Annotated in this window: 19 protein-coding genes; 9 read left to right on the top strand and 10 right to left on the bottom strand. The window is 69.7% G+C overall.

Annotated elements, in window-relative coordinates; all coding sequences use genetic code 11:
- The 3 genes from HNP73_RS23460 to leuC form a co-directional block, all read right to left on the bottom strand.
- The coding region (locus HNP73_RS23460) for an acetyl-coenzyme A synthetase N-terminal domain-containing protein (RefSeq protein WP_246399974.1) at nt 1–71 on the bottom strand (71 nt) is incomplete at its 3' end.
- Between the two features lie 142 nt (nt 72–213).
- A complete protein-coding gene (locus HNP73_RS19240; protein ID WP_184153826.1) occupies nt 214–2,238 on the bottom strand; it encodes an acyltransferase family protein in 2,025 nt (674 codons plus the stop codon).
- A gap of 379 nt (nt 2,239–2,617) precedes the next feature.
- On the bottom strand, nt 2,618–4,024 hold the full coding sequence (leuC, locus tag HNP73_RS19235; RefSeq protein ID WP_184153823.1) for a 3-isopropylmalate dehydratase large subunit: 1,407 nt from the start codon (nt 4,022–4,024) through the stop codon (nt 2,618–2,620).
- Nucleotides 4,025–4,276: 252 nt separating this feature from the next.
- On the opposite strand from leuC, the gene tam reads away from it, so the two are divergent.
- Together tam and HNP73_RS19225 are read left to right on the top strand one after the other, a co-directional pair.
- Complete coding sequence (tam, locus tag HNP73_RS19230; RefSeq protein ID WP_184153820.1) at nt 4,277–5,044, top strand: trans-aconitate 2-methyltransferase; 768 nt, start codon at nt 4,277–4,279, stop codon at nt 5,042–5,044.
- Between the two features lie 69 nt (nt 5,045–5,113).
- Nucleotides 5,114–5,428 carry a HesB/IscA family protein gene (locus HNP73_RS19225; protein ID WP_184153817.1) on the top strand — a complete coding sequence of 105 codons (315 nt, stop codon included), beginning with the start codon at nt 5,114–5,116 and terminating at the stop codon, nt 5,426–5,428.
- A 262-nt stretch (nt 5,429–5,690) separates the two neighbouring features.
- Here the strand turns inward: HNP73_RS19225 and HNP73_RS19220 are convergent, their stop codons facing one another.
- From HNP73_RS19220 to HNP73_RS19210, 3 genes are all read right to left on the bottom strand, one after another.
- Nucleotides 5,691–6,479 (bottom strand): enoyl-CoA hydratase, encoded by a 789-nt coding sequence (locus tag HNP73_RS19220; protein ID WP_184153814.1) that lies wholly within the window; start codon nt 6,477–6,479, stop codon nt 5,691–5,693.
- 136 nt (nt 6,480–6,615) lie between these two features.
- Nucleotides 6,616–7,914 (bottom strand): dicarboxylate/amino acid:cation symporter, encoded by a 1,299-nt coding sequence (locus HNP73_RS19215; RefSeq protein ID WP_184153811.1) that lies wholly within the window; start codon nt 7,912–7,914, stop codon nt 6,616–6,618.
- A 66-nt stretch (nt 7,915–7,980) separates the two neighbouring features.
- On the bottom strand, nt 7,981–8,709 hold the full coding sequence (locus tag HNP73_RS19210) for an aspartate/glutamate racemase family protein (RefSeq protein WP_184153808.1): 729 nt from the start codon (nt 8,707–8,709) through the stop codon (nt 7,981–7,983).
- 503 nt (nt 8,710–9,212) lie between these two features.
- Here HNP73_RS19210 and HNP73_RS19205 point away from each other — a divergent pair.
- Together HNP73_RS19205 and HNP73_RS19200 are read left to right on the top strand one after the other, a co-directional pair.
- Nucleotides 9,213–9,848, top strand: a complete 636-nt coding sequence (locus HNP73_RS19205) for a GntR family transcriptional regulator (protein ID WP_246399947.1) — start codon at nt 9,213–9,215, stop codon at nt 9,846–9,848.
- 5 nt (nt 9,849–9,853) lie between these two features.
- Nucleotides 9,854–10,324 (top strand): PaaI family thioesterase, encoded by a 471-nt coding sequence (locus HNP73_RS19200; protein ID WP_184153802.1) that lies wholly within the window; start codon nt 9,854–9,856, stop codon nt 10,322–10,324.
- Here the strand turns inward: HNP73_RS19200 and HNP73_RS19195 are convergent.
- Nucleotides 10,249–11,352 carry an AI-2E family transporter gene (locus tag HNP73_RS19195; RefSeq protein ID WP_184153799.1) on the bottom strand — a complete coding sequence of 368 codons (1,104 nt, stop codon included), beginning with the start codon at nt 11,350–11,352 and terminating at the stop codon, nt 10,249–10,251. The genes HNP73_RS19200 and HNP73_RS19195 overlap by 76 nt on opposite strands.
- 130 nt (nt 11,353–11,482) lie before the next feature.
- Between HNP73_RS19195 and HNP73_RS19190 the strand changes: the two genes are divergently transcribed.
- The 4 genes from HNP73_RS19190 (at nt 11,483) to HNP73_RS19175 (ending at nt 13,973) form a co-directional block, all read left to right on the top strand.
- Nucleotides 11,483–11,656 carry a hypothetical protein gene (locus HNP73_RS19190; RefSeq protein WP_184153795.1) on the top strand — a complete coding sequence of 58 codons (174 nt, stop codon included), beginning with the start codon at nt 11,483–11,485 and terminating at the stop codon, nt 11,654–11,656.
- Nucleotides 11,657–11,808: 152 nt separating this feature from the next.
- Nucleotides 11,809–12,273 carry a 50S ribosomal protein L13 gene (gene rplM / locus HNP73_RS19185; protein ID WP_184153792.1) on the top strand — a complete coding sequence of 155 codons (465 nt, stop codon included), beginning with the start codon at nt 11,809–11,811 and terminating at the stop codon, nt 12,271–12,273.
- Between the two features lie 4 nt (nt 12,274–12,277).
- Nucleotides 12,278–12,775 carry a 30S ribosomal protein S9 gene (gene rpsI / locus HNP73_RS19180; RefSeq protein WP_184153789.1) on the top strand — a complete coding sequence of 166 codons (498 nt, stop codon included), beginning with the start codon at nt 12,278–12,280 and terminating at the stop codon, nt 12,773–12,775.
- A 211-nt stretch (nt 12,776–12,986) separates the two neighbouring features.
- A complete protein-coding gene (locus tag HNP73_RS19175) occupies nt 12,987–13,973 on the top strand; it encodes a polysaccharide pyruvyl transferase family protein (RefSeq protein ID WP_184153786.1) in 987 nt (328 codons plus the stop codon).
- Between the two features lie 180 nt (nt 13,974–14,153).
- On the opposite strand, the gene HNP73_RS19170 is transcribed toward HNP73_RS19175, so the two are convergent.
- The 3 genes from HNP73_RS19170 to HNP73_RS19160 form a co-directional block, all read right to left on the bottom strand.
- Nucleotides 14,154–15,569 carry a S1C family serine protease gene (locus tag HNP73_RS19170; RefSeq protein WP_184153783.1) on the bottom strand — a complete coding sequence of 472 codons (1,416 nt, stop codon included), beginning with the start codon at nt 15,567–15,569 and terminating at the stop codon, nt 14,154–14,156.
- Between the two features lie 151 nt (nt 15,570–15,720).
- Entirely contained in the window at nt 15,721–16,863 is a 1,143-nt protein-coding gene (locus HNP73_RS19165) for a M10 family metallopeptidase C-terminal domain-containing protein (protein ID WP_184153780.1), read from the bottom strand.
- A gap of 5 nt (nt 16,864–16,868) precedes the next feature.
- Nucleotides 16,869–17,852 (bottom strand): 2-hydroxyacid dehydrogenase, encoded by a 984-nt coding sequence (locus HNP73_RS19160; RefSeq protein ID WP_184153777.1) that lies wholly within the window; start codon nt 17,850–17,852, stop codon nt 16,869–16,871.
- A gap of 105 nt (nt 17,853–17,957) precedes the next feature.
- Between HNP73_RS19160 and HNP73_RS19155 the strand changes: the two genes are divergently transcribed.
- On the top strand, nt 17,958–18,530 hold the full coding sequence (locus HNP73_RS19155) for an SH3 domain-containing protein (RefSeq protein ID WP_184153774.1): 573 nt from the start codon (nt 17,958–17,960) through the stop codon (nt 18,528–18,530).
- Nucleotides 18,531–18,569 lie beyond the last annotated feature (39 nt).

Raw genomic sequence — 18,569 nt, 5'->3', positions numbered from 1 at the left:
TCGATCCAGTCAAGCTGGCCCCCCTGCTCCCCCCAGAACCCTTCAGGGTCCGAAACCGAGCGCCCGTACATCTCGGAATACCCAGCCGCATCCACTAGGGCGTGGGCGACGGTGGCGGGGGATGGCTCGTGCATCGACTCGGACATGGCGGTTCCCCTGGAGTGATTGGCGGAGACCTTAGAAAATTGCGCGAGCGTTGGGAAGCGAGTCCGATCAGGAAAGACTCCGGCGCGCTGCGGCAATCGCTTCGATCACCGATGGCATCAGCAGCCCGGCGCCGAAGTTGTTGAGATGGTTGTCGTCGAAGTAGAGCGGCCGGTCGCCAATGCTGTTGAGGCAGCGTCCGGGGATCTCGTTGTTGCAGAGGGTTGCATCCGGTCGTACCCGAAAAAGCTTCGGATCAGAGATTGTGTCAAAAGCGGCAATTACAGCCGCCTGCCGTCGTGAGTAGGCGGCCGCGTCGGTGGTGAGGGTCACCGGTTCGGACGAAGATTCGCGCCGACGGGCCAGCTCTTCCGGCACGTTCCAGCCGGCTTCGGGAATCGGGTAGACCAGCACGACCCGGTGACCTTTCGCGAGAAGCGATTCGATCCCGCGCACGTAGGCGGCGATCACCGCCGCCTCGCGGTCCGCCGGCACCGGGACGCCGAGCGGCGTCAGGAAGTCGCCGGGCTGGCCTTCCACGCCGCCCTCGCCGTTGTCGTAGGCGCGCGGCGCGGCGCCTGCCGTCCAGCGCGCGGCGAGGACGACGACGGGGAAGTCGTTCGTCTCGACGTAGTCCTCGACCCCGCGCACGAAGGCGTCGCAGGCGGGAGAGGCGGCGTCGCCCGTCCGGTCGAGGCCGGGGATGGGCGGACAGGCGCTGCGGGTGACCGAATAGAACCGGAAGCCGGCCTTCTCGGCGGCGCCGAAGAACGCCCCCTGCAACGCATCCGCGTGACTGTCGCCGTAGAACGCGACGGCGGGCGCCGTGCCGTCGACGAGGCACCCGGGGCGGGGGTGCATCGGGTTCGCGTCGGTGAGGCCGGTCTTGCAGATGTCCCGGTACGGGTTGGTGTCAGTGACGGTGGCGAGGATCGCGCGCACCGCCTCGGGCTTGCGCGCCTCGAGGCCGTTCGTGACGATCCCGACGGCGCCGAGTGCCACGAGGGCCGCAATCGTGCCGCCGGCGATGGCGAGGACGCGCGACGCCGTCACGCCGCCGGGACGGCGGAACGGCCGCTCGATGAAGGCCCAGGACGGCCAGGCGACCAGCACCGAGAGGGCGCCCAGTGCCACGAGCATCGTGGGCGAGAGGCCCTCGCCGAACCGGATGCGGGCGAAGACGAGGATCGGCTGGTGCCAGAGGTAGGCCGAGTAGCTGATGAGCCCGATCCCGACCATGGGCGGCAGCGACAGGAGCCGCGTCGCCGCGCCGCCCGGACCGGCACAGGCGAGGACCGCGGCGGTCCCGGCGCAGGCGAGCACGTTCGGCAGGACGCCCGCCTGCAGGCCGAGCGGGGCCGCGGCCATGCCCGCGACGATGGCGACGAGCCCGGTCGCCGCCAGGAGGTCGCCGCCACGCGGCGGTCGCGGCAGGAGGAGGGCGGCAAGGCCGCCGAAGAGCAGCTCCCAGGCGCGGAAGGGCAGCAGGAAGAACCCGGCGGACGGGTGGCGTGCCTCGATCCAGGTGGCGGCCGCGAGACTGAGAGCGCAGGCGGCGACGAGGATCGGCACCCGCCAGGCGCGGCGCCAGACGAGCGCGAGAAGCGGCGGGAACAGGATGTAGAACTGTTCCTCGATCCCGAGGCTCCAGGTGTGTAGCAGCGCCAGCCGGTCGGCGTCGGGGCCGAAGTAGTCGAGCTTCAGCCAGTAGAGCACGTTCGAGACCGAGAGCGCGCTTGTCACGATCTCCTGTCCGAGGCCGCGCAGTTCCGGCGGCGACATCCACGCGAGGCCGAACGGGACGCAGGCGAGGAGCATCACCGCGAGTGCCGGCAGGATGCGCCTGGCGCGCCGCTCGTAGAACCGGGCGATCGAGAAGCGGCCCGCCTGCAGGTCGCGCGCGAGGATGCCGGTGATGAGAAACCCGGAGATGACGAAGAAGACGTCGACCCCGAGATAGCCGCCGGCAAAGGCCGGGACGCCGGCGTGGAACAGGATGACGGGCAGGACGGCGACGGCACGCAGGCCATCGACTTCACGGCGCCAGCCGGCGCGCGGCTCCGCCGCGTCAGGGGAGAGGGGAGGTATGGTCATTGGGCGTGGAAGATGCGCGGGCGGCCGGGCGGGTGCAAGCCACTCCGCGGGGCCGGCTCGTTCAGCGTCGCTTGCCGGGCTCCATCGGCCGGAAGCGCCGCGCGGTGTCCGCCCTCGGCCGGTTCGGGATCGCGCCCTGCGCGGTTACACCGTCCAGCGCATGGCGGTTGTCGCCGGTGACGCGGGTTGCGGTGAGGGCAGAGTTCGCGCCGGGGGTGGTCGCGGTGACCCCGGGCTCGGGAAAAGCGCGGTGGCAGGCCGCGCCACGGCGGCCGTTCGGCTGTCACACCACCCCGAGGGTCAGCGGTTGCCCGCCGTCGGGAAATCCGGGCCTGATGTCGGGAAAGGCGGCCCGGAGACGCCCCCGGGCCGCTGGACCTCACATGAGTTCGCGCACGTCCGTGAGCCGCCCGGTGATCGCGGCGGCCGCCGCCATCGCCGGCGACAGCAGGTGCGTGCGTCCGCCACGGCCCTGCCGGCCCTCGAAGTTGCGGTTCGAGGTCGACGCGCAGCGCTCGCCGGGCGCGAGCTGGTCGGGGTTCATGCCGAGGCACATGGAGCAGCCGGCCATGCGCCAGTCGAAGCCCGCCTCGATGAGCTTCTGGGCGATGCCCTCTTCCTCGGCCTGCGCGCGCACGAGGCCCGAGCCCGGCACGATCATCGCGCGGATGCCGTCCTTGACGCGGTGGCCCTCCATCACGCGGGCGACCTCGCGCAGGTCCTCGATGCGGCCGTTGGTGCAGGAGCCGATGAAGACCGTGTCGATGGTGATGTCCTGCAGCCGGGTGCCGGGGGTGAGGCCCATGTACTCGAGCGAGCGGCGGGCGGCATCGACCTTGCCGCCCTTGAAGTCGTCGGGGTTCGGCACGAGGCCGGTGATCGGCAGCACGTCCTCGGGGCTCGTGCCCCAGGTGACGACCGGCGGGATGTCGGCGGCGTTCAGGATGAGCTCGCGGTCGAAGTGCGCGCCCTCGTCGGTGTAGAGGGTGCGCCACCACGCCTCGGCCATCTCCCACTGTCCGGCCTTCGGCGCGTGCGGGCGGCCCTTGACGTAGGAGAACGTGGTCTCGTCCGGGGCGATCAGGCCGGCGCGGGCGCCGCCTTCGATCGCCATGTTGCAGACCGTCATGCGGCCTTCCATGGAGAGGCCACGGATCGCCTCGCCGCAGTATTCGATGACGTGCCCGGTGCCGCCCGCCGTGCCGGTCTCGCCGATGACGTAGAGGGTGATGTCCTTCGCGGTCACGCCGGGGCCGAGGGCGCCGCGGACCTCGACCTTCATGTTCTTCGACTTCTTCTGGATCAGCGTCTGGGTGGCGAGCACGTGCTCGACCTCCGAGGTGCCGATGCCGTGGGCGAGCGCGCCGAAGGCGCCGTGGGTCGCGGTGTGGCTGTCGCCGCAGACGATGGTCATGCCGGGCTGGGTCAGTCCCTGCTCCGGGCCGATGATGTGGACGATGCCCTGCCGGACGTCGGAGACGTCATAGATCTCGATGCCGAAGTCCTTCGCGTTCTGGCGCAGGGTCTCGACCTGGATGCGGCTTTCCTCGTTCTCGATGCCCTTCGCGCGGTCGACGTCGGTGGGCACGTTGTGGTCGGGCACGGCCACGGTCTTGCCCGGCGCGCGCACCTGGCGGCCGGTGTTGCGCAGACCCTCGAAGGCCTGCGGGCTCGTCACCTCGTGGACGAGGTGACGGTCGATGTAGAGCAGGCAGGTGCCGTCGGACGCCTCGTCAACGAGGTGGGCGTCCCAGATCTTGTCGTAGAGGGTCTTCGGAGCGGACATGCTTTCCTCCCGCGAGGATGGCTTCGACTGGTGGTTGAAGGGCGGGCGACGGCGTGCGGTCTCAGCCGGAGGCGAGAATCCCGTGGGTCCTGCCGTAGAACCGCCACGGAAGGCGGCACCGGTCGTCCATGTCGAAAACCCGTCGCATGGTCCGGGTGTCTAGACCCGAATCGGAACCGCCACAAGCTGGCGCGGTTGCCGCCCTCGCAGATACGCGCGAAGGTTTGGGACGAAACGCGGGGGGCTGGGGTGATGGACTGGTCGGCGCGGCAGTACACGAAGTTCGAGAGCGAGCGGTCGCGGCCCTGTGCGGAGCTTCTGGCGCGGGTTCCGGGTGAGGTGCGGCGGGCGGTCGATCTCGGCTGCGGGCCGGGGAACTCCACCGAGCTCATCCTCGCCCGCTGGCCGGAGGCGCGGGTGAGCGCGCTCGACAGCTCGCCCGACATGGTGGCGGCGGCGCGGGAGCGGCTGCCCGGTGTCGAGGTGGTCGAGGCCGATCTGGTCAGCTGGGACGATCCCGGGCCGTTCGACCTGATCCTTGCCAACGCGGTGCTGCAATGGGTGCCGGAGCATGAACGGGTGTTTCCGGCGCTCGTCGAGCGGCTCGCCCCGGGGGGGAGCCTTGCGGTGCAGATGCCGGACAACCTCGACGAGCCGTCGCACCGGCTGATGCGGGAGGTCGCGGCTGACCCGCGATGGGCCGGGCGGATCGGGGACGCGGCCGGGCTGCGCACGCCCCGGCGGCCGGCGGAGTGGTATGCCGGGCTGCTGCACGGGCTGGCGGGGGTCGATCTCTGGCGGACCACATACTTCCATCCCCTCGCGGGGGCGGCCGGCATCGTCGAGTGGCTGAAGGGGACGGGGCTCAGGCCGTTCCTTGAGCCGCTGGGGGCCGACGAGCGGGCGGGTTTTCTCGCGGCCTATGAAGCGGCAGTGGCGGAGGCCTATCCGGCGCTGCCGGACGGGACGGTGCTGCTGCCGTTTCCGCGGCTCTTCATCGTTGCGACCCGGGGGCGCTGAGGCTCGCCTTGCCGCGGCGTCGGCGTCATCCTATCTTTGGGGCAAGAGTTCTCCACGGGATCTGAGCCCATGCTTGCCATTCCGCCGCGGGTCACCGACCGCGCCTTCGACCGTCTCCGGGAGATCGGGGAACAGCCTCTGCGGGTCGCCGTCGAGGGCGGCGGCTGCTCGGGGTTCCAGTACGAGATCAAGCTCGACGATCCGGCCGAGGACGATCTGGTGCTGGAAAAGAACGGGGCGAGGGTGCTGATCGACCCGGTGTCGCTGCCGTTCCTCGCGGATGCGGAGATCGATTTCGCAGACGAGCTGATCGGGGCGCGCTTCGTGGTGCGCAATCCGAACGCGACCGCCTCTTGCGGCTGCGGCACGTCGTTCTCCATGTGACGGCGCCGGCCCCGCGCAAAGAGGGGGCGGGCGGAGTTTGCTGCTATTTCCGAGACTGTCCCTCCCCGGGGGCGCGCAAGCGCGCCGGGAAGGGCCTCCTCGGACGAATTGGTGCGCTCCCCGGAAATCTCGACCCCGACGGCTTCCGAGCGTCGCGCGCGCTCTGCCGGCGGCGCGGCGAACGCGGTGCGTTCGCTTGTCGCGCCGGGACTCGCGCGCGACGCGCGCTTCGGTTGGACGGGGGCGCGCGTGAAACGCGGCGCTACTGCGCCCACGCGGGCGGGCGCTTCTCGATGAACGCGGTGATGCCCTCGGCGGTGTCCCCGAGGAGCATGTTCTCGGCCATCACCTCGCCGGCAAGCGCATAGGCGGCGTCGAGCGGGAGTTCGGCCTGCTCGTAGAACGCGCGCTTGCCGATCCGCACCGCCGGGCCGAGCTTGCCGGCGATCGTCGCTGCGAGTGCCTGCGCGGCGGCGGAGAGCTCGGCCTCGGGCACCACGCGGTTCACGAGGCCCATGGCACGGGCCTCGCCGGCGTCGGCGAATTCCCCGGTGACGAGCAGCTCGAAGGCGCGCTTGCGCGGCACCACCCGGCTCAGCGCCACCATGGGCGTCGAGCAGAAGAGGCCGATGTTGACGCCGTTGACGCCGAAGCGCGTGCCCTCCGCCGCGACCGCGAGATCGCAGCTCGCGACGAGCTGGCAGCCGGCGGCGGTGGCGATGCCGTGGACCTCGGCGATCACCGGCTGGGGCAGGCGGACGATGCCGAGCATCACCCGGGTGCAGAGCGCGAAGAGCGCCTGGAAGGCGGCGCGGCCGGCATCCTCGGACTGGCGGGCGGCGGTCATCTCGCGGAGGTCGTGGCCGGCGCAGAATGCCCGGCCGGTGCCCTTCAGGATCACCACGCGGATGGCGGGATCGCCGGCGATCGAGGTGAACTCGGACTCGAGCCGCGTCAGCATGGCGGTCGAGAGTGCGTTCAGCCGACCCGGATCGTTCAGGGTGAGGGTGCAGATGGCGCCGTCATCGGCGCGGAGCAGGATGTCGTCCATGGGTGTGCGTGCCTCCGGGGGGTCGGAGAAGACACTCTGCGCCCGGCGGGAGCGGGCGCAAGGGGGAAGCGGCAAAGTCTGCGCCCGCCGGAGCGGGCGCAGAGTGATCATGAGGTGGCGAGAGGTAGCGGAGACCTCACGCGGGTTCAGGCTCGGAGAGAATGTCGGCGGTCTCTTCGTTCAACGTGCCGTTCAGCACCGCGTGTGCCCGCTCCTTGTCGATGTCGCCTTCCCAGGCGGCGATGACCACCGTCGCGACGCAGTTGCCGGTCAGGTTGCCGAGCGCGCGCGCCATGCCCATGAACCAGTCCACCGACAGCACCAGCACGAGGCCGATGGCAGGGATCACGGGGACCGCGGAGAGCGTGGCGGCGAGAACGACGATGGCCGATCCTGGGATGCCGTGCGCTCCCTTTGAGGTGAGCAGCGCCACCCCGAGGATGAGGAGCAGGTCCGAGAAGGCAAGCGGCGTGTTCGTCGCCTGGGCGATGAAGACGGTGGCGAGCGTCAGGTAGATCGAGAAGGCATCGAGGTTGAAGGAATAGCCGGTCGGGATGACGAGGCCGACCGTCGAGTCCTTGACGCCCATGTGCTCGAGCTTGCGCATGATCTGCGGCAGGACGCTGTCCGACGACGCGGTGCCGAGCACGATCAGGAGTTCCTCGCGGAGGTAGCGCAGGAATTTCAGGATCGAGAAGCCGGCGAGGCGCATGATGACGCCGAGGATCACGAACACGAAGAAGATGACCGTGACATAGTAGAGGACGACGAGCATTCCGAGCTGCTGCAGGGAGCCGACGCCGTACTTTCCGACAGTGTAGGCGATGGCGCCGAAGACGCCGAGCGGCGCGAGCCGGACGATGAAGCTGATGATCTTGAAGAGGACGTCGGTGCCGCGCTCGATCAGCTCGGCGACCGGCTTGCCGCGCTCGCCGATGAGCGAGAGCGCCGCGCCGAAGAGGATCGCCAGTACGAGAACCTGAAGCACGTCGCCTTCGGCGAAGGCGCCGACGAAGGTGCTCGGGATCACGTGCATCAGGAAGTCGGCCGTACCGCCGATCTGCTGGACGCGCTCGGTGTAGGTCGACATCGCGCCCGCATCGAGGGTCGATGTGTCGACGTTCATGCCATGGCCCGGCCCGACGAGAAACGCCACGGCGAGACCGAGAATAAGGGCGATGGTGGTCACGACCTCGAAGTAGATGATGGACTTGACGCCAACGCGTCCGACCTTCTTCAAGTCACCGGCCGAGGCAATGCCGTGTACGACGACGCCAAAGACGAGCGGCGCGATCACCATCTTGATGAGCTTGATGAAGCCATCTCCGAGAGGCTTCATGGCGGCAGCGAAGTCAGGCCAGAATACGCCGACGACAATGCCGAGCACGAGGGCGATCATCACCTGGCCGAACAGGGATTTCATGAATCCGGGCATGGTTTTCCTTGCTGGGGAGGTTTGGGTTGAGGGGGCAGCGGAAAATGCCGTCGCCCCCCGGCTGCTTCAGGTGGCCGCGATCTCTCGGACCGCCGCCTCAGTTGCCGCAATCACCGGAATGATGAGCGGAATCTCGAATTGTGGCTGGAGCCGGAGCGCGGAGGACGTCAGCGGCCCTCCTCCGATGATCACGGCCTGCGCGCCGTCGGCTATCGAGGCGGTCACGGCCCGCGCGAGCGCGGCGTCGAGCTCGGGGGGCGATTTCGCCATCAGCGTGGCCGGATCGTCGGGAGCGGCGCGGGTGCCGAGGAACCGGCTCTCGTAGCCGAGGGCCACTGCGGCCTCCCGGAAGGCTTCGTGCAGTCCCGGGTCGGGGATCGTCGTCGCGATGCCGAAGGCGCGCCCTCCCTCGGCTGCTGCGAGGAAGGCCTGTTCGCGGATGCCGAAAACCGGTTTGTCGATGGCAGCGCGGAGCGCCATGAGGCCCGGGTCGCCGAAGGCCGCGACGATGATCGCCCTGACGCGCGGATCACGGGCGGCGGCGATGCCGATCTTCACCACGCCCGGGCCGGCGGCCGCCAGATCCTGCGGGGTGGTGAGAAGCGGCGGCACGCCCTCGTTGCTTTCGCCCACGACGCGTGCGGCGTCACCGGCGGCGCGGGCGGCGTGGTTCGCCATCGACCGGGTCGTCTTCGCGTTCGAGTTGGGATTGATCAGAACGATGATCCGCCCGGCGTCCGGCGCGAGGGGTGCGGCGGTGGTCGTCGGGTCGCCGGCTCTGCGGGTCGAGGTCATCGAAGTGTCCTCTCAGCGACCGGTGAGAAAAGGCTGCCGTCCGCCAGCAGCGACGCCCGGCCGGTCAGGTTCATCAAGACGTAACGAAGAGGATACCCCCGGGCGCCGCCGGCAACACGCGCCAACCGGTCTGGCTGAATGGCGCAGGTCAGGTCACGCGATCGCGTGTCACGTCCCCGGAGCCCCGCCCCGAGGGGGGCGGTGGGGCGCCCCGGATCGGCGGCGATGGTGCCAGCACGGCGAACGCCGCCGGATCGCCCGGCAGTGTGGTTGATGCCCGTCATCACGGAGCCTTCCCCTCTTTCGCCGGCAGAGTTCCCGCCGGCTTCCTCTGATTCTCTCCGTCCCTTGCATTCGGGCTTCTGGAACCTTAGGTGACATGTTAGTTAAGATGTGTGGGCCGGCACAACTCCGCGAATCGTGAAGGTCCTTCCTGTTTTCCACGAAGACCGAGGCGCGATGGGGACTGAGGCGCGATGGGCGGCGAGACGGAAACCCGACTGATGTCCGATGAGGCGTACGCCCGGCTGGTGGCCGCGCTGCGCGACGGGAGTCTGGCCTCGGGGCAGTTCGTCTCGATGCCCGGGCTCGTGGAACTCCTCGACCTGCCGCTCGCCGCGACGCGGGAGGCGGTCAAGCGCGCCGATGTGAACGGTCTGGTGCGGATCTTGCCGAAGCGCGGCGTCCTGGTGATGGAGGCGTCGCCGAAGGTGACGCGCGACTGTATCGACCTGCGCACGGTCCTCGACGCTGAGGGTGCCCGGCGCTTCGTGCGCAATGCGGGCTCGCTGCCGCTGGCCGAGTTGCGGGCCAGTCACGAGACGCTGATCGATGAAGCGCTCACCCGGATGACGCCCGAGCTGCCGGCGCGGGCGATCCTGACCGACCTGTCGCTTCACGACGCGCTGGCGAGCGGGCTCGCCAATCCGATCACCTCGGAGGTCTATGCGGTCAACCGCGACCGGATCGCCGTGGTGCAGAACACCCGGGCATTTCTGCCCGACCGGATCGTTCCGGCGATGCAGGAGCATCTCGGGATCATCGAGGCGCTGGAGCGGCGCGATGCGGACGCGGCGGTCAGGGCAATCTGGATCCACGCCCGGTCCACCTTGCGCTGGTGGGGGATCCTGGAGATATGAGCGGCATGGGGCTACAGTTCACGATCCCCGAGATGCACGCCTACATGGCGGAGGTCTTTCCCGAGCTCGGCACCCGCTTCGAGGTGCTGGAGATCGCGCCCTATCGTCTGGTCGCGGCCATGACGACGCTGCCCGGCGACCTGCGCCCGGGTGGCACGGTGTCGGGGCCGACGCTCTTCGCGCTGGCGGACTGCGTCTATTACATGGCGACGCTGGCCATGGTCGGCCGCAAGGCGCTCGCGGTGACGACGAGCTGTTCCATCGACTTCATGCGCAAGCCGGAGCCCGGGCGGCTCATTGCCGAGGCGCGGGTGCTGAAGCTCGGGCGCGTGCTGTCGGTCGGGGACGTGCTGATGTTCTCCGAAGGGGTGGAGGGCGCGGTGGCGCGGGCGAGCCTCACCTATTCGATCCCGCCGTCTGCCTCGCCATCTGCCTCGTCCTCGTCCTCGGCGAGCCAGAAGAGCGCGAGGTCGTAGAGCACGGCGAGCACCACCGGCCCGAGGAAGAGGCCGATGAGTCCGAAGGCGAGCGTGCCGCCGATCACGCCCATCAGGATGACGATGATCGGCACTTCGAGACCCTTTCCCATCAGCAGCGGCTTCAGGAGGTTGTCCGAGAGGGCGCAGGGCAGGAGGTAGAGCGTCAGGATGAGCGCCGGTGTCGCTTCCCGCGTCAGCCATGCCCAGGCGAGGATCGGCAGGACCACGGGCAGCGCGCCGATCTGGATGATGCAGAGCACCAGCGTCGCAAGCGCCAGCAGGCCCGCGCCTGGCACGTCCGCGACGATGAGGGCGAGGCCGACCAGCACGGTCTGGATCATCGCAACGCCGATGACGCCGCGCGCGACGTTGCGGATCGTCGCGGCGGCGAGATCGACGAAGGTCGAGCCGTGCGCGCCGGAGACCCGCCGCGCGAAGCGGCGCACACCGCGCTGCAACCGCGGCCCGGGTGCATAGAGAAAGCCCGCGACCACCACGCCGAGCAGGATCGCAGTGAGACTCCCGGCGATGCCTTCGACCCGGACGAGCAGCCAGCCGCCCGCGGTCAGCAACTCGGCGCTGTGGCGGGTGAGAAAGCCCTCGAAGTTCGCCGAGGCCGTCGTCCAGGTCGCCGTCAGGTCACCGAGGAACGGCACGTCGCGCAGCGCCGCGGGCGGTGCCGGCAGGACGAGCCCACCCGCGTGCAGCCGCTCCCCCAGATGTTCAAGCGAGACCGCGAGACTTGAGAGAAGCAGCGTCGCCGGCCCGACGGTGACGAGCAGGAAGGCGAGGGTGAGCAGGAGCGACGCGAGGCGGGGCCGTCCGCCGAGCCGGCGGTTGAGCCAGTCGTAGGCGGGGTAGAACGCGACCGCGAGGATCGCCGACCAGATGAGCACGGCCATGAACGGCTGCAGCAGCAGGCTGGCGAGCCAGAGCAGCGCGCCGAGCAGGAGAAGCCGCACCGCCAGATCGATCGCGATCTGGTCCAGGCTGCGCTCGGGGCCGCCGCCGGAAGAGAGGGGCATGACGTGGAAGGCCTGTTCAGACCTTGATCGCTTAACAGATTCCATGCCATCGCGACAGCATTCAGCCGCTCTGCGGTGGTCCCACGCCGATCTTGCCGTGGGAGCGCGCACGAGCCTACATTTGGGACCGATGCGACAGATATTGCCGCTCTTCATTGCCGTCGCCGCGCTGCTTCTCGCTGCGGGCTTCCCGCGGGTTCGCTGGGTCGCCGCCGGCGTCGTCGCTCTCGTGATGCTCTACATCGTGCTGAAGCTGACCGGGGTCATTGACGTCACGGTACCGCCGCGAAGTGGGGTATTATGATACCGATATTGCAACTAGCTGATTTACAGAGATAAATTTCGCCTTGTGCGGATTGACCGGCGCGCGAATCTCCGTCATAAGCCCGCAGTCCGGCCGGGGTATGCCCCTGGCCAGTTCAAGACATGCCGAGACGACACGGGGACGGACCTCAGATGAAGACCTACTCTGCCCGCCCGGCCGACATCGACAAGAAGTGGGTGCTGATCGACGCCGAAGGCGTCGTCCTCGGCCGGCTCGCGAGCCTTGTCGCCATGCGGCTGCGCGGCAAGCACAAGGCGACGTTCACGCCGCACATGGACATGGGCGACAACGTCATCATCATCAACGCCGACAAGGTGCAGATGACGGGCAACAAGCGCGCCGACAAGCGCTACTACTGGCACACCGGCTTTCCGGGCGGCATCAAGTTCCGCACCGCCGGCCAGATCCTCGAGGGCCGCTTCCCGGAGCGCGTCATCGTGAAGGCGGTCGAGCGGATGCTGCCGGGCGGCCCGCTCTCGCGCAAGCAGATGGGCAACCTGCGCGTCTATGCTGGTGCCGAGCACCCGCACGAGGCCCAGAACCCGGAAGTCGTCGACCTCGCGTCGAAGAACCCCAAGAACACCCGGAGCGCGTAAGTCCATGGCAGATCTTTCTTCGCTCGAGGAGCTGCGCGACGCAGTCGCCGCGGCGCCGGTGGTCGATGAGGCCCCGAAGCGCGAACCCGTCCGTGACAGCCTCGGCCGCTCCTACGCCACCGGCAAGCGCAAGGACGCGGTCGCCCGCGTCTGGGTGAAGCCCGGCAACGGCAAGGTTCTCATCCGCAACAACAAGGGTGAGTTCGTCGACTACGAGAAGTACTTCGCCCGTCCGGTGCTGCAGATGATCCTGCGCCAGCCGTTCCAGATCGCGAACGTCGAGGGCGAGTTCGACGTGATGTGCACCGTGAAGGGTGGCGGCCTCTCGGGCCAGGCCGGTGCGGTGAAGCACGGCATCAGCCAGGCGCTTTCGCTCTACGAGCCGAGCTTGCGCCCGGCACTGAAGGCCGCGGGCTTCCTGACCCGCGACAGCCGCGTCGTCGAGCGCAAGAAGTACGGCAAGCGCAAGGCGCGCCGCAGCTTCCAGTTCTCGAAGCGCTGATATCTTCGACCGAGGCGCCTCCGGCGTCTTCCCGCTATCGTTACCGGCCCCGGCGTACTCTCGCCGGGGCCTTTTTTGTCTGCATGGCAAAGACTTGCGCCACTCCCATCGTCTCGCCCTGCGGACGTGGCGCCCGCGGGGGTTGACGCGGCGAGCGGTGACGCGGCAAGAGAAATACTCATGATTGCCTGATAGGCTTCGGGGGGGAGTCATGCGACTGGCCTATTGGCATTCGGATCGCCTGAATTTCGGCGACGACATGAACCTATGGTTCTGGGACCGCATTTTTCCAGGTTGGGATACGTGGTGTGACGAGAGCACGTGGCTGTTCGGGATCGGCACGATCCTGAACAACAAGGCGCTGTCGCGTCCGGGCCGGTGCGTCGTCGTGGGAAGCGGCACCGGCTATGGAATCATCCGCCCTGCCTCCGCCTATCCGGGCGTGGATTTCCGGTTCGTTCGCGGGGCACTGACCGCGGCGAAGCTCGGGCTGCCGTCGGAGACCGCCACCTCGGACCCGGCGATCCTCACCCCCGATGTGCTGGAGACCGGGCCGCATCATGGCAACGTGGTGTTCGTTCCGCACCATGCCACCGCGGCGATCGGCGTGCCGTGGGCGCAGTGGTGCGCGGCGATGGACGTGGAGTTCCTGTCCCCCTCGGGCGAGAGTCAGGAGGTCATCCGGCGGATCGCCGGTGCCCGGCTGGTGATCGCCGAATCGATGCATGCGGCGATCATAGCCGACGCCTATCGCGTGCCCTGGGTGGCCGTGCAGCTCGCGGGCGGCTTCAACGAGTTCAAGTGGCAGGACTGGCTGGGCGGTCTCGACATGGAACTGAGCAGCATCAGCTATCCCGCGGCGGCGGTGAGGCTGGCGAAGCGGGTGGTCCGACCGTCCGGTTCGCCGGCGGCTGCCGGGGAACCTGCTGCCGCGAGGGCCGAGGCCCCAAAGCCGGCGGCTCCTGCTGCGGGGGAAGCTCGGGGACCGGCTGCTGCTGGTCCGGGCGTCGAGGGTGCGGGGCGCGGGATGTCGTCGCGCGTCCTCCGCGTCGCGTCTGGGCCACTCGGGCTCGCGTTCAGGGGCATCCTCTGGCAGGCCCTGCGTCGCAGCCCTTCCCTCAGTTCCGACGCGGCGCTCAGCCGTCAGCAGTCGGCGCTTCGCGACGCGATGGCCCGAACGGCTGACGTCTACGGCTGACGTCTACGGCTGACGGCTGCGGCTGATGTCCACGGAGGCGGGGAGGGGCGTCCCGTCGCAGGGCATCCACCTGATCTCCGGCCGCAAGCGTCTCATCCTGAGGCGCGCATCTGCGTCATGGCGGCGCTTCTCGTCTGTCAGGGGGCCGGGTGGTCGACCTGGCCCCCGGATCGCTGCCGTTCAGTGGCAGACGACGGGGACGATCGCAGCCTCGAAGCCGTCGGGCACACCGTCATCGGGATCGAAGCGACTGATGCTGTCGGCACCGGCGCCGAACTCGGGCAGGGTCGTGGCGAGAAACCCGGCGAGCTCGTCCTCGCGCAGGGCGTAGTTCACGTTCTGCGGCAGGCTGCCGGTTGCCTCGACGATGTAGTCTTCGGAGAGGCGCGCCACCACCAGCCCGAGGACGCGGCCGCGGGCGTCGAGCAGCGGGCCGCCGCTGTTGCCGGGCTGGACCGGGGCGCTGAAGCTGAAGAAGCGGGCGTCGTCGTCGATGCCGGCAAGGGCGCTGACGTTGCCGCCGGTCAGGGTCAGCGAGGTGCCGGCGATGCTGTAGTACGGGAAGCCGATGGCGTAGACGCGCTGCCCGAGGCGCAGGGGGTCGTCGGCGAGGGAGAGCCAGCGCGGGGCGCGGCGCGGGGCGCGCAGCACGGCGACGTCAAGGGCCTCGTCGGAGGCCAGCCACTCAAGCGGCGTGCCGTCGGCGAGGGCGGGCGCGTCGCAGTCGGCAACCACGTGGGCCGCGGTCAGCAGCAGGCGCGGGGCGATGTAGAAGCCGGTGCCGGTGCCGCCGGAATTGAACCCGGCCTCGGAGTCGCCGGGGGGCAGGGCGGTGATGTCCGCGTCGAACCGGGCCGGGGCAGCCACGAGTCCCACGGGACCGGGGGCCCGGGCGGTATCCGCGACGAGGCGGGCGAGGCGGCCGCCCGCGGGCAGCTCGAACGGCTCGGGCCGTCCGGCGTGAATGCTGGCGGCGGCGAGGCGGAGGGCGCCTTCCGCCGTCGGGTCGGCGGTGAGATGGATCGTGGCCCAGACCCCGGCGATGAGATCGGAGCGGGTGTGGAAGACCCGCCCGTCGGCGAGGGTGCCGAGGGTGACGAGCCGGTCGGGGCCGCGGTATGTCCCCGCGCCGCCTGCGGCGAGACGCTCCGCCGTGGCATGCCATGCCATCGCGTCGTCCTGGTCGAAGCGGTGGCTGAGGACGGAGAAGCTTGTGTCGATCGTCCAGCGGCGCGTGCCGCCGGCCTCGGCCACAGGCTCTGCCAGCCGATCGAGCGGCAGGGCGATGGCGAGGCCGAGGTCGTCGAGCGAGACCTCGCGCCAGCCATCGGCGCGGACCGCGTCGAGAAAACCCGCCACCGCAGCGGCAGCATGAGCCGCGAGGGGCGGCTCGCCGAACGCGCGCATGGACCAGTCCGCCAGCGCGGCGGCGTCAAACCGGCTCCAGCGGCCATCGAGGACGCCGGCGTTGTCGCCGCTCGCCGCGAGCGCCGCCTGAAGGAGGCGGGTCTCGGCGGGGTCGAGCGTGTCGGCGTCAAAGGGCGCCGCGATCCCCCGGTCGCCGGTGTCAACGGAGGCGCGCGCCTGTGGCGCCATGGGGAGACTCGCCAGAAGACACAGACCCAGAACCCGCCACATCACCGATCACTCCCCCGACCCTTAAGGGGAAGCTAACACGGGCTCGGGTGCACGCCCAAAGGAAGTGTTGAATTTTCCTAAACGGCGCAAGGGTTTGGTTAACGCCGGTTCAGAGCAGGAAGTCGTCCGCGCCGGGCAGGACGTTTCCCGCGAGCACGATGCCGAAATCGGGGCGCCCGTCGCCGTCGATGTCGCCCTGAACCAGACCGGGCCGGACACGAAGCTCGCCCGCATCACCGCTGAAGGCGCCGTCGATCAGGTGGAACGCCTGATTGCCGCGTACGGTGGTGTCGGCGTCCATGCCGCTGAGGTCGATCCGGTCGCCGCGCGCGAAGTCGGTGATGGTGTCGCGCGTCGCACCGGCACCCGCATGGCCGGGATCGGCAAAGACGAAGACATCACGCCCGGCGCCGCCGGTGAGCGCGTCGACCCCCCAGCCTCCCGCCAGCCGGTCGTTGCCGGCGCCGCCGAGCAGGCGGTCGTCGCCCGGGCCGCCGAAGAGCGCGTCCTGTCCGGCGCCACCGAGCAGCCGGTCGTTGCCGCCGTCGCCGAGCAGGCGGTCGTTGCCGGTGCCGCCGAGCAGCACGTCGCCGCCCTGGCCGCCGCGCAGGATGTCGTCGCCGCGTCCGCCGGAGATGCGATCGGCGCCACCGAGACCGTAGACGATGTCGTCGAAGGCGGTGGCGGCGATCCGGTCAGCGCCGGCGCTGCCGAGGATGCCCGGCACGCCCGTCGGGTCGGCCGTCGCGCCGAACCAGACGTGGGCGACCTTGCCGCCATAGGGGCCAGGACCGGACGATGTGTCGAGGCCGACGCCGATCACCTGGAAGCCGATGCCGTCGAAGCCGCCCGATTCGGTCAGCACCGCGTTGTGGCCGGGAGACGACTTCCATCCGTCGAGCGCTCCGGCGGCGTCGTAGCCGGCGGCGGAGATCTCGTAGCCGCTCGCCGTGTAGCCGGTGCCGAGGCGGTCGGGCGCCTCCCACATGACCGACGGGTTGCGGCCGTCGGCATAGTAGGGCGCATCGCTCCAGCTGTGCAGGCTGGTGCCGTCCGGCAGTTCCAGCCCGGCGCCCCAGATGTTTTCGCGGCTGTCGAGCACGTGCCGCCCGGCGGTCGCGGAGAGCGCCTTCGAGAGCCGGAGCGCGGGCAGGCCCACGCTCGCGCGATAGGCCATGATCTCGTGGTAGAGCGCGAGTTCGGCGAGACTGATGCTGTCCTGCGGCGTGCGCCGGTAAATGTTGACGGTCACGGGGATCAGAGCATCGCCGGGACGACCTGATCCGGCGGCCGGTGGCCGTCGGCGAAGGTCTTGATGTTGATGATCACCTTCTCGCCCATTTCGAGCCGGCCCTCGATGGTCGCCGAGCCCATGTGCGGCAGCAGCAGCACGTTCGGCAGGTCGCGGAGGCGCGGGTTGATGTCGTGGCCCTTCTCGTAGACGTCGAGGCCGGCGCCGCCGAGCTCTCCCGCGCGCAGCATCCGGGTGAGGGCGTTCTCGTCCATCACCTCGCCACGGGCGGTGTTCACGATGACCGCGTCGGGCTTCATGAGCTTCAGCCGGCGGGCGTTCATCAGATGGAACGTCGAGGGCGTGTGCGGCACGTTGATCGACAGGATGTCGACGCGCGCGAGCATCTGGTCGAGGCTCTCCCACCACGTGGCGCCAAGCTCGGCCTCGATGTCGGGGTGGAGCCGGCGGCGGTTGTGATAGTGGATGGCGAGGCCGAAGGTCTTTGCCCGGCGGGCGATGGCACGCCCGATGCGGCCGAGGCCGAGGATGCCGAGGTTCTTGCCGGCGATGCAGCGGCCCATGAGCGCGGTCGGGCTCCAGCCCTCCCACTCGCCGCGCTGCATGAGCACCGCGCCTTCCGGCACCCGGCGGGGGATCGAGAGGATGAGGGCCATGGCCATGTCGGCGGTGTCTTCGGCCAGCACGCCGGGCGTGTTGGTCACGAGGATGCCGCGTTGCAGGGCGGTTGCCACGTCGATGTGGTCGAAGCCCGCGCCGTAGTTGGCGATCAGCCGCAGGTTCGGGCCGGCCTGGGCGAGGAGGCGCTGGTCGATGCGGTCGGTGATCGTCGGCACCAGCACTTCGGCCTCGGACATCGCCCATCGCAGCGTCTCTGGCGACATGGGCTCGTCGGTCTCGTTGAGCGTCACGTCGAAGAGCTCGCGCATCCGCGCCTCCACCGGCTCCGGCAGGCGGCGGGTCACGATGACACGTGTCTTTTCAGGCATACGATTTTCCAGTTTGTCGGGGCGCGTCGGCGCGGTATCCTCTCCCGCGAAAGATAATTGCACGGGGCGGTCTGGGAGATCCAGACACTTCCCGGCATTGGGCAGATGAGCGGGATCCTCGTGATGAATGCGGTGACGCGTTTCCTTCCGGCGTGCGCGCTGGCGCTTGCGGCATTCGCGGGTCCGCCGGTGCTGGCTCAGGGGACCGATCAGATGGCGGCGGGTGCCGCGGCGGGCGCGGTTCCGGGCGTGGGGGCGGTGACGAACCTGCCGATCCCGCGGTTCGTGTCGCTTCGCGCCAACGAGGCGAATGCCCGGCGCGGGCCGAGCCTCGACCAGCGCGTCGACTGGGAGTTCGTCCATCGCGGCCTGCCGCTGGAAGTGACGGCCGAATACGGCCAGTGGCGGCGGGTGCAGGATGCCGACGGCATGGGCGGCTGGGTCCACCATGCGCTGCTTTCGGGCGTGCGGACGGCGCTCGTCACGTCGGGCGACCCGGTGCCACTGCGCGCGGAGCCCGAGGAGAGCGCCGTGGTGCGGGCGCTGGCCGAGCCCGGCGCGATCGGCCGGGTGGAGGCGTGCAAGGGAGCGTGGTGCGAGATCGCCGCCGGCAGTGTCTCGGGCTGGGTCCTGCGGCGTGTGCTCTGGGGCGTGAGCGCCGACGAGACGATCGAATAGGCCACGATCGAATAGGCCGCGAACAGGCAAGCGATCCCT

It is taken from the genome of Amaricoccus macauensis, assembly GCF_014201905.1.
GTDB lineage: Bacteria > Pseudomonadota > Alphaproteobacteria > Rhodobacterales > Rhodobacteraceae > Amaricoccus > Amaricoccus macauensis.
This window is presented reverse-complemented; position numbering and strand designations above follow the sequence as displayed.

Coding starts and splice junctions, on each gene's coding strand:
- tam (WP_184153820.1), top strand. CDS start 4,277: ATGGACTGGTCGGCGCGGCAGTACACGAAGTTCGAGAGCGAGCGGTCG.
- rplM (WP_184153792.1), top strand. CDS start 11,809: ATGAAGACCTACTCTGCCCGCCCGGCCGACATCGACAAGAAGTGGGTG.
- HNP73_RS19210 (WP_184153808.1), bottom strand. CDS start 8,709: ATGACCTCGACCCGCAGAGCCGGCGACCCGACGACCACCGCCGCACCC.
- HNP73_RS19155 (WP_184153774.1), top strand. CDS start 17,958: ATGAGCGGGATCCTCGTGATGAATGCGGTGACGCGTTTCCTTCCGGCG.
- HNP73_RS19220 (WP_184153814.1), bottom strand. CDS start 6,479: ATGGACGACATCCTGCTCCGCGCCGATGACGGCGCCATCTGCACCCTC.
- HNP73_RS19225 (WP_184153817.1), top strand. CDS start 5,114: ATGCTTGCCATTCCGCCGCGGGTCACCGACCGCGCCTTCGACCGTCTC.
- HNP73_RS19200 (WP_184153802.1), top strand. CDS start 9,854: ATGGGGCTACAGTTCACGATCCCCGAGATGCACGCCTACATGGCGGAG.
- HNP73_RS19240 (WP_184153826.1), bottom strand. CDS start 2,238: ATGACCATACCTCCCCTCTCCCCTGACGCGGCGGAGCCGCGCGCCGGC.
- leuC (WP_184153823.1), bottom strand. CDS start 4,024: ATGTCCGCTCCGAAGACCCTCTACGACAAGATCTGGGACGCCCACCTC.
- HNP73_RS19170 (WP_184153783.1), bottom strand. CDS start 15,569: ATGGCGCCACAGGCGCGCGCCTCCGTTGACACCGGCGACCGGGGGATC.
- HNP73_RS19190 (WP_184153795.1), top strand. CDS start 11,483: ATGCGACAGATATTGCCGCTCTTCATTGCCGTCGCCGCGCTGCTTCTC.
- HNP73_RS19205 (WP_246399947.1), top strand. CDS start 9,213: ATGTCCGATGAGGCGTACGCCCGGCTGGTGGCCGCGCTGCGCGACGGG.
- rpsI (WP_184153789.1), top strand. CDS start 12,278: ATGGCAGATCTTTCTTCGCTCGAGGAGCTGCGCGACGCAGTCGCCGCG.
- HNP73_RS19175 (WP_184153786.1), top strand. CDS start 12,987: ATGCGACTGGCCTATTGGCATTCGGATCGCCTGAATTTCGGCGACGAC.
- HNP73_RS19195 (WP_184153799.1), bottom strand. CDS start 11,352: ATGCCCCTCTCTTCCGGCGGCGGCCCCGAGCGCAGCCTGGACCAGATC.
- HNP73_RS19160 (WP_184153777.1), bottom strand. CDS start 17,852: ATGCCTGAAAAGACACGTGTCATCGTGACCCGCCGCCTGCCGGAGCCG.
- HNP73_RS19215 (WP_184153811.1), bottom strand. CDS start 7,914: ATGCCCGGATTCATGAAATCCCTGTTCGGCCAGGTGATGATCGCCCTC.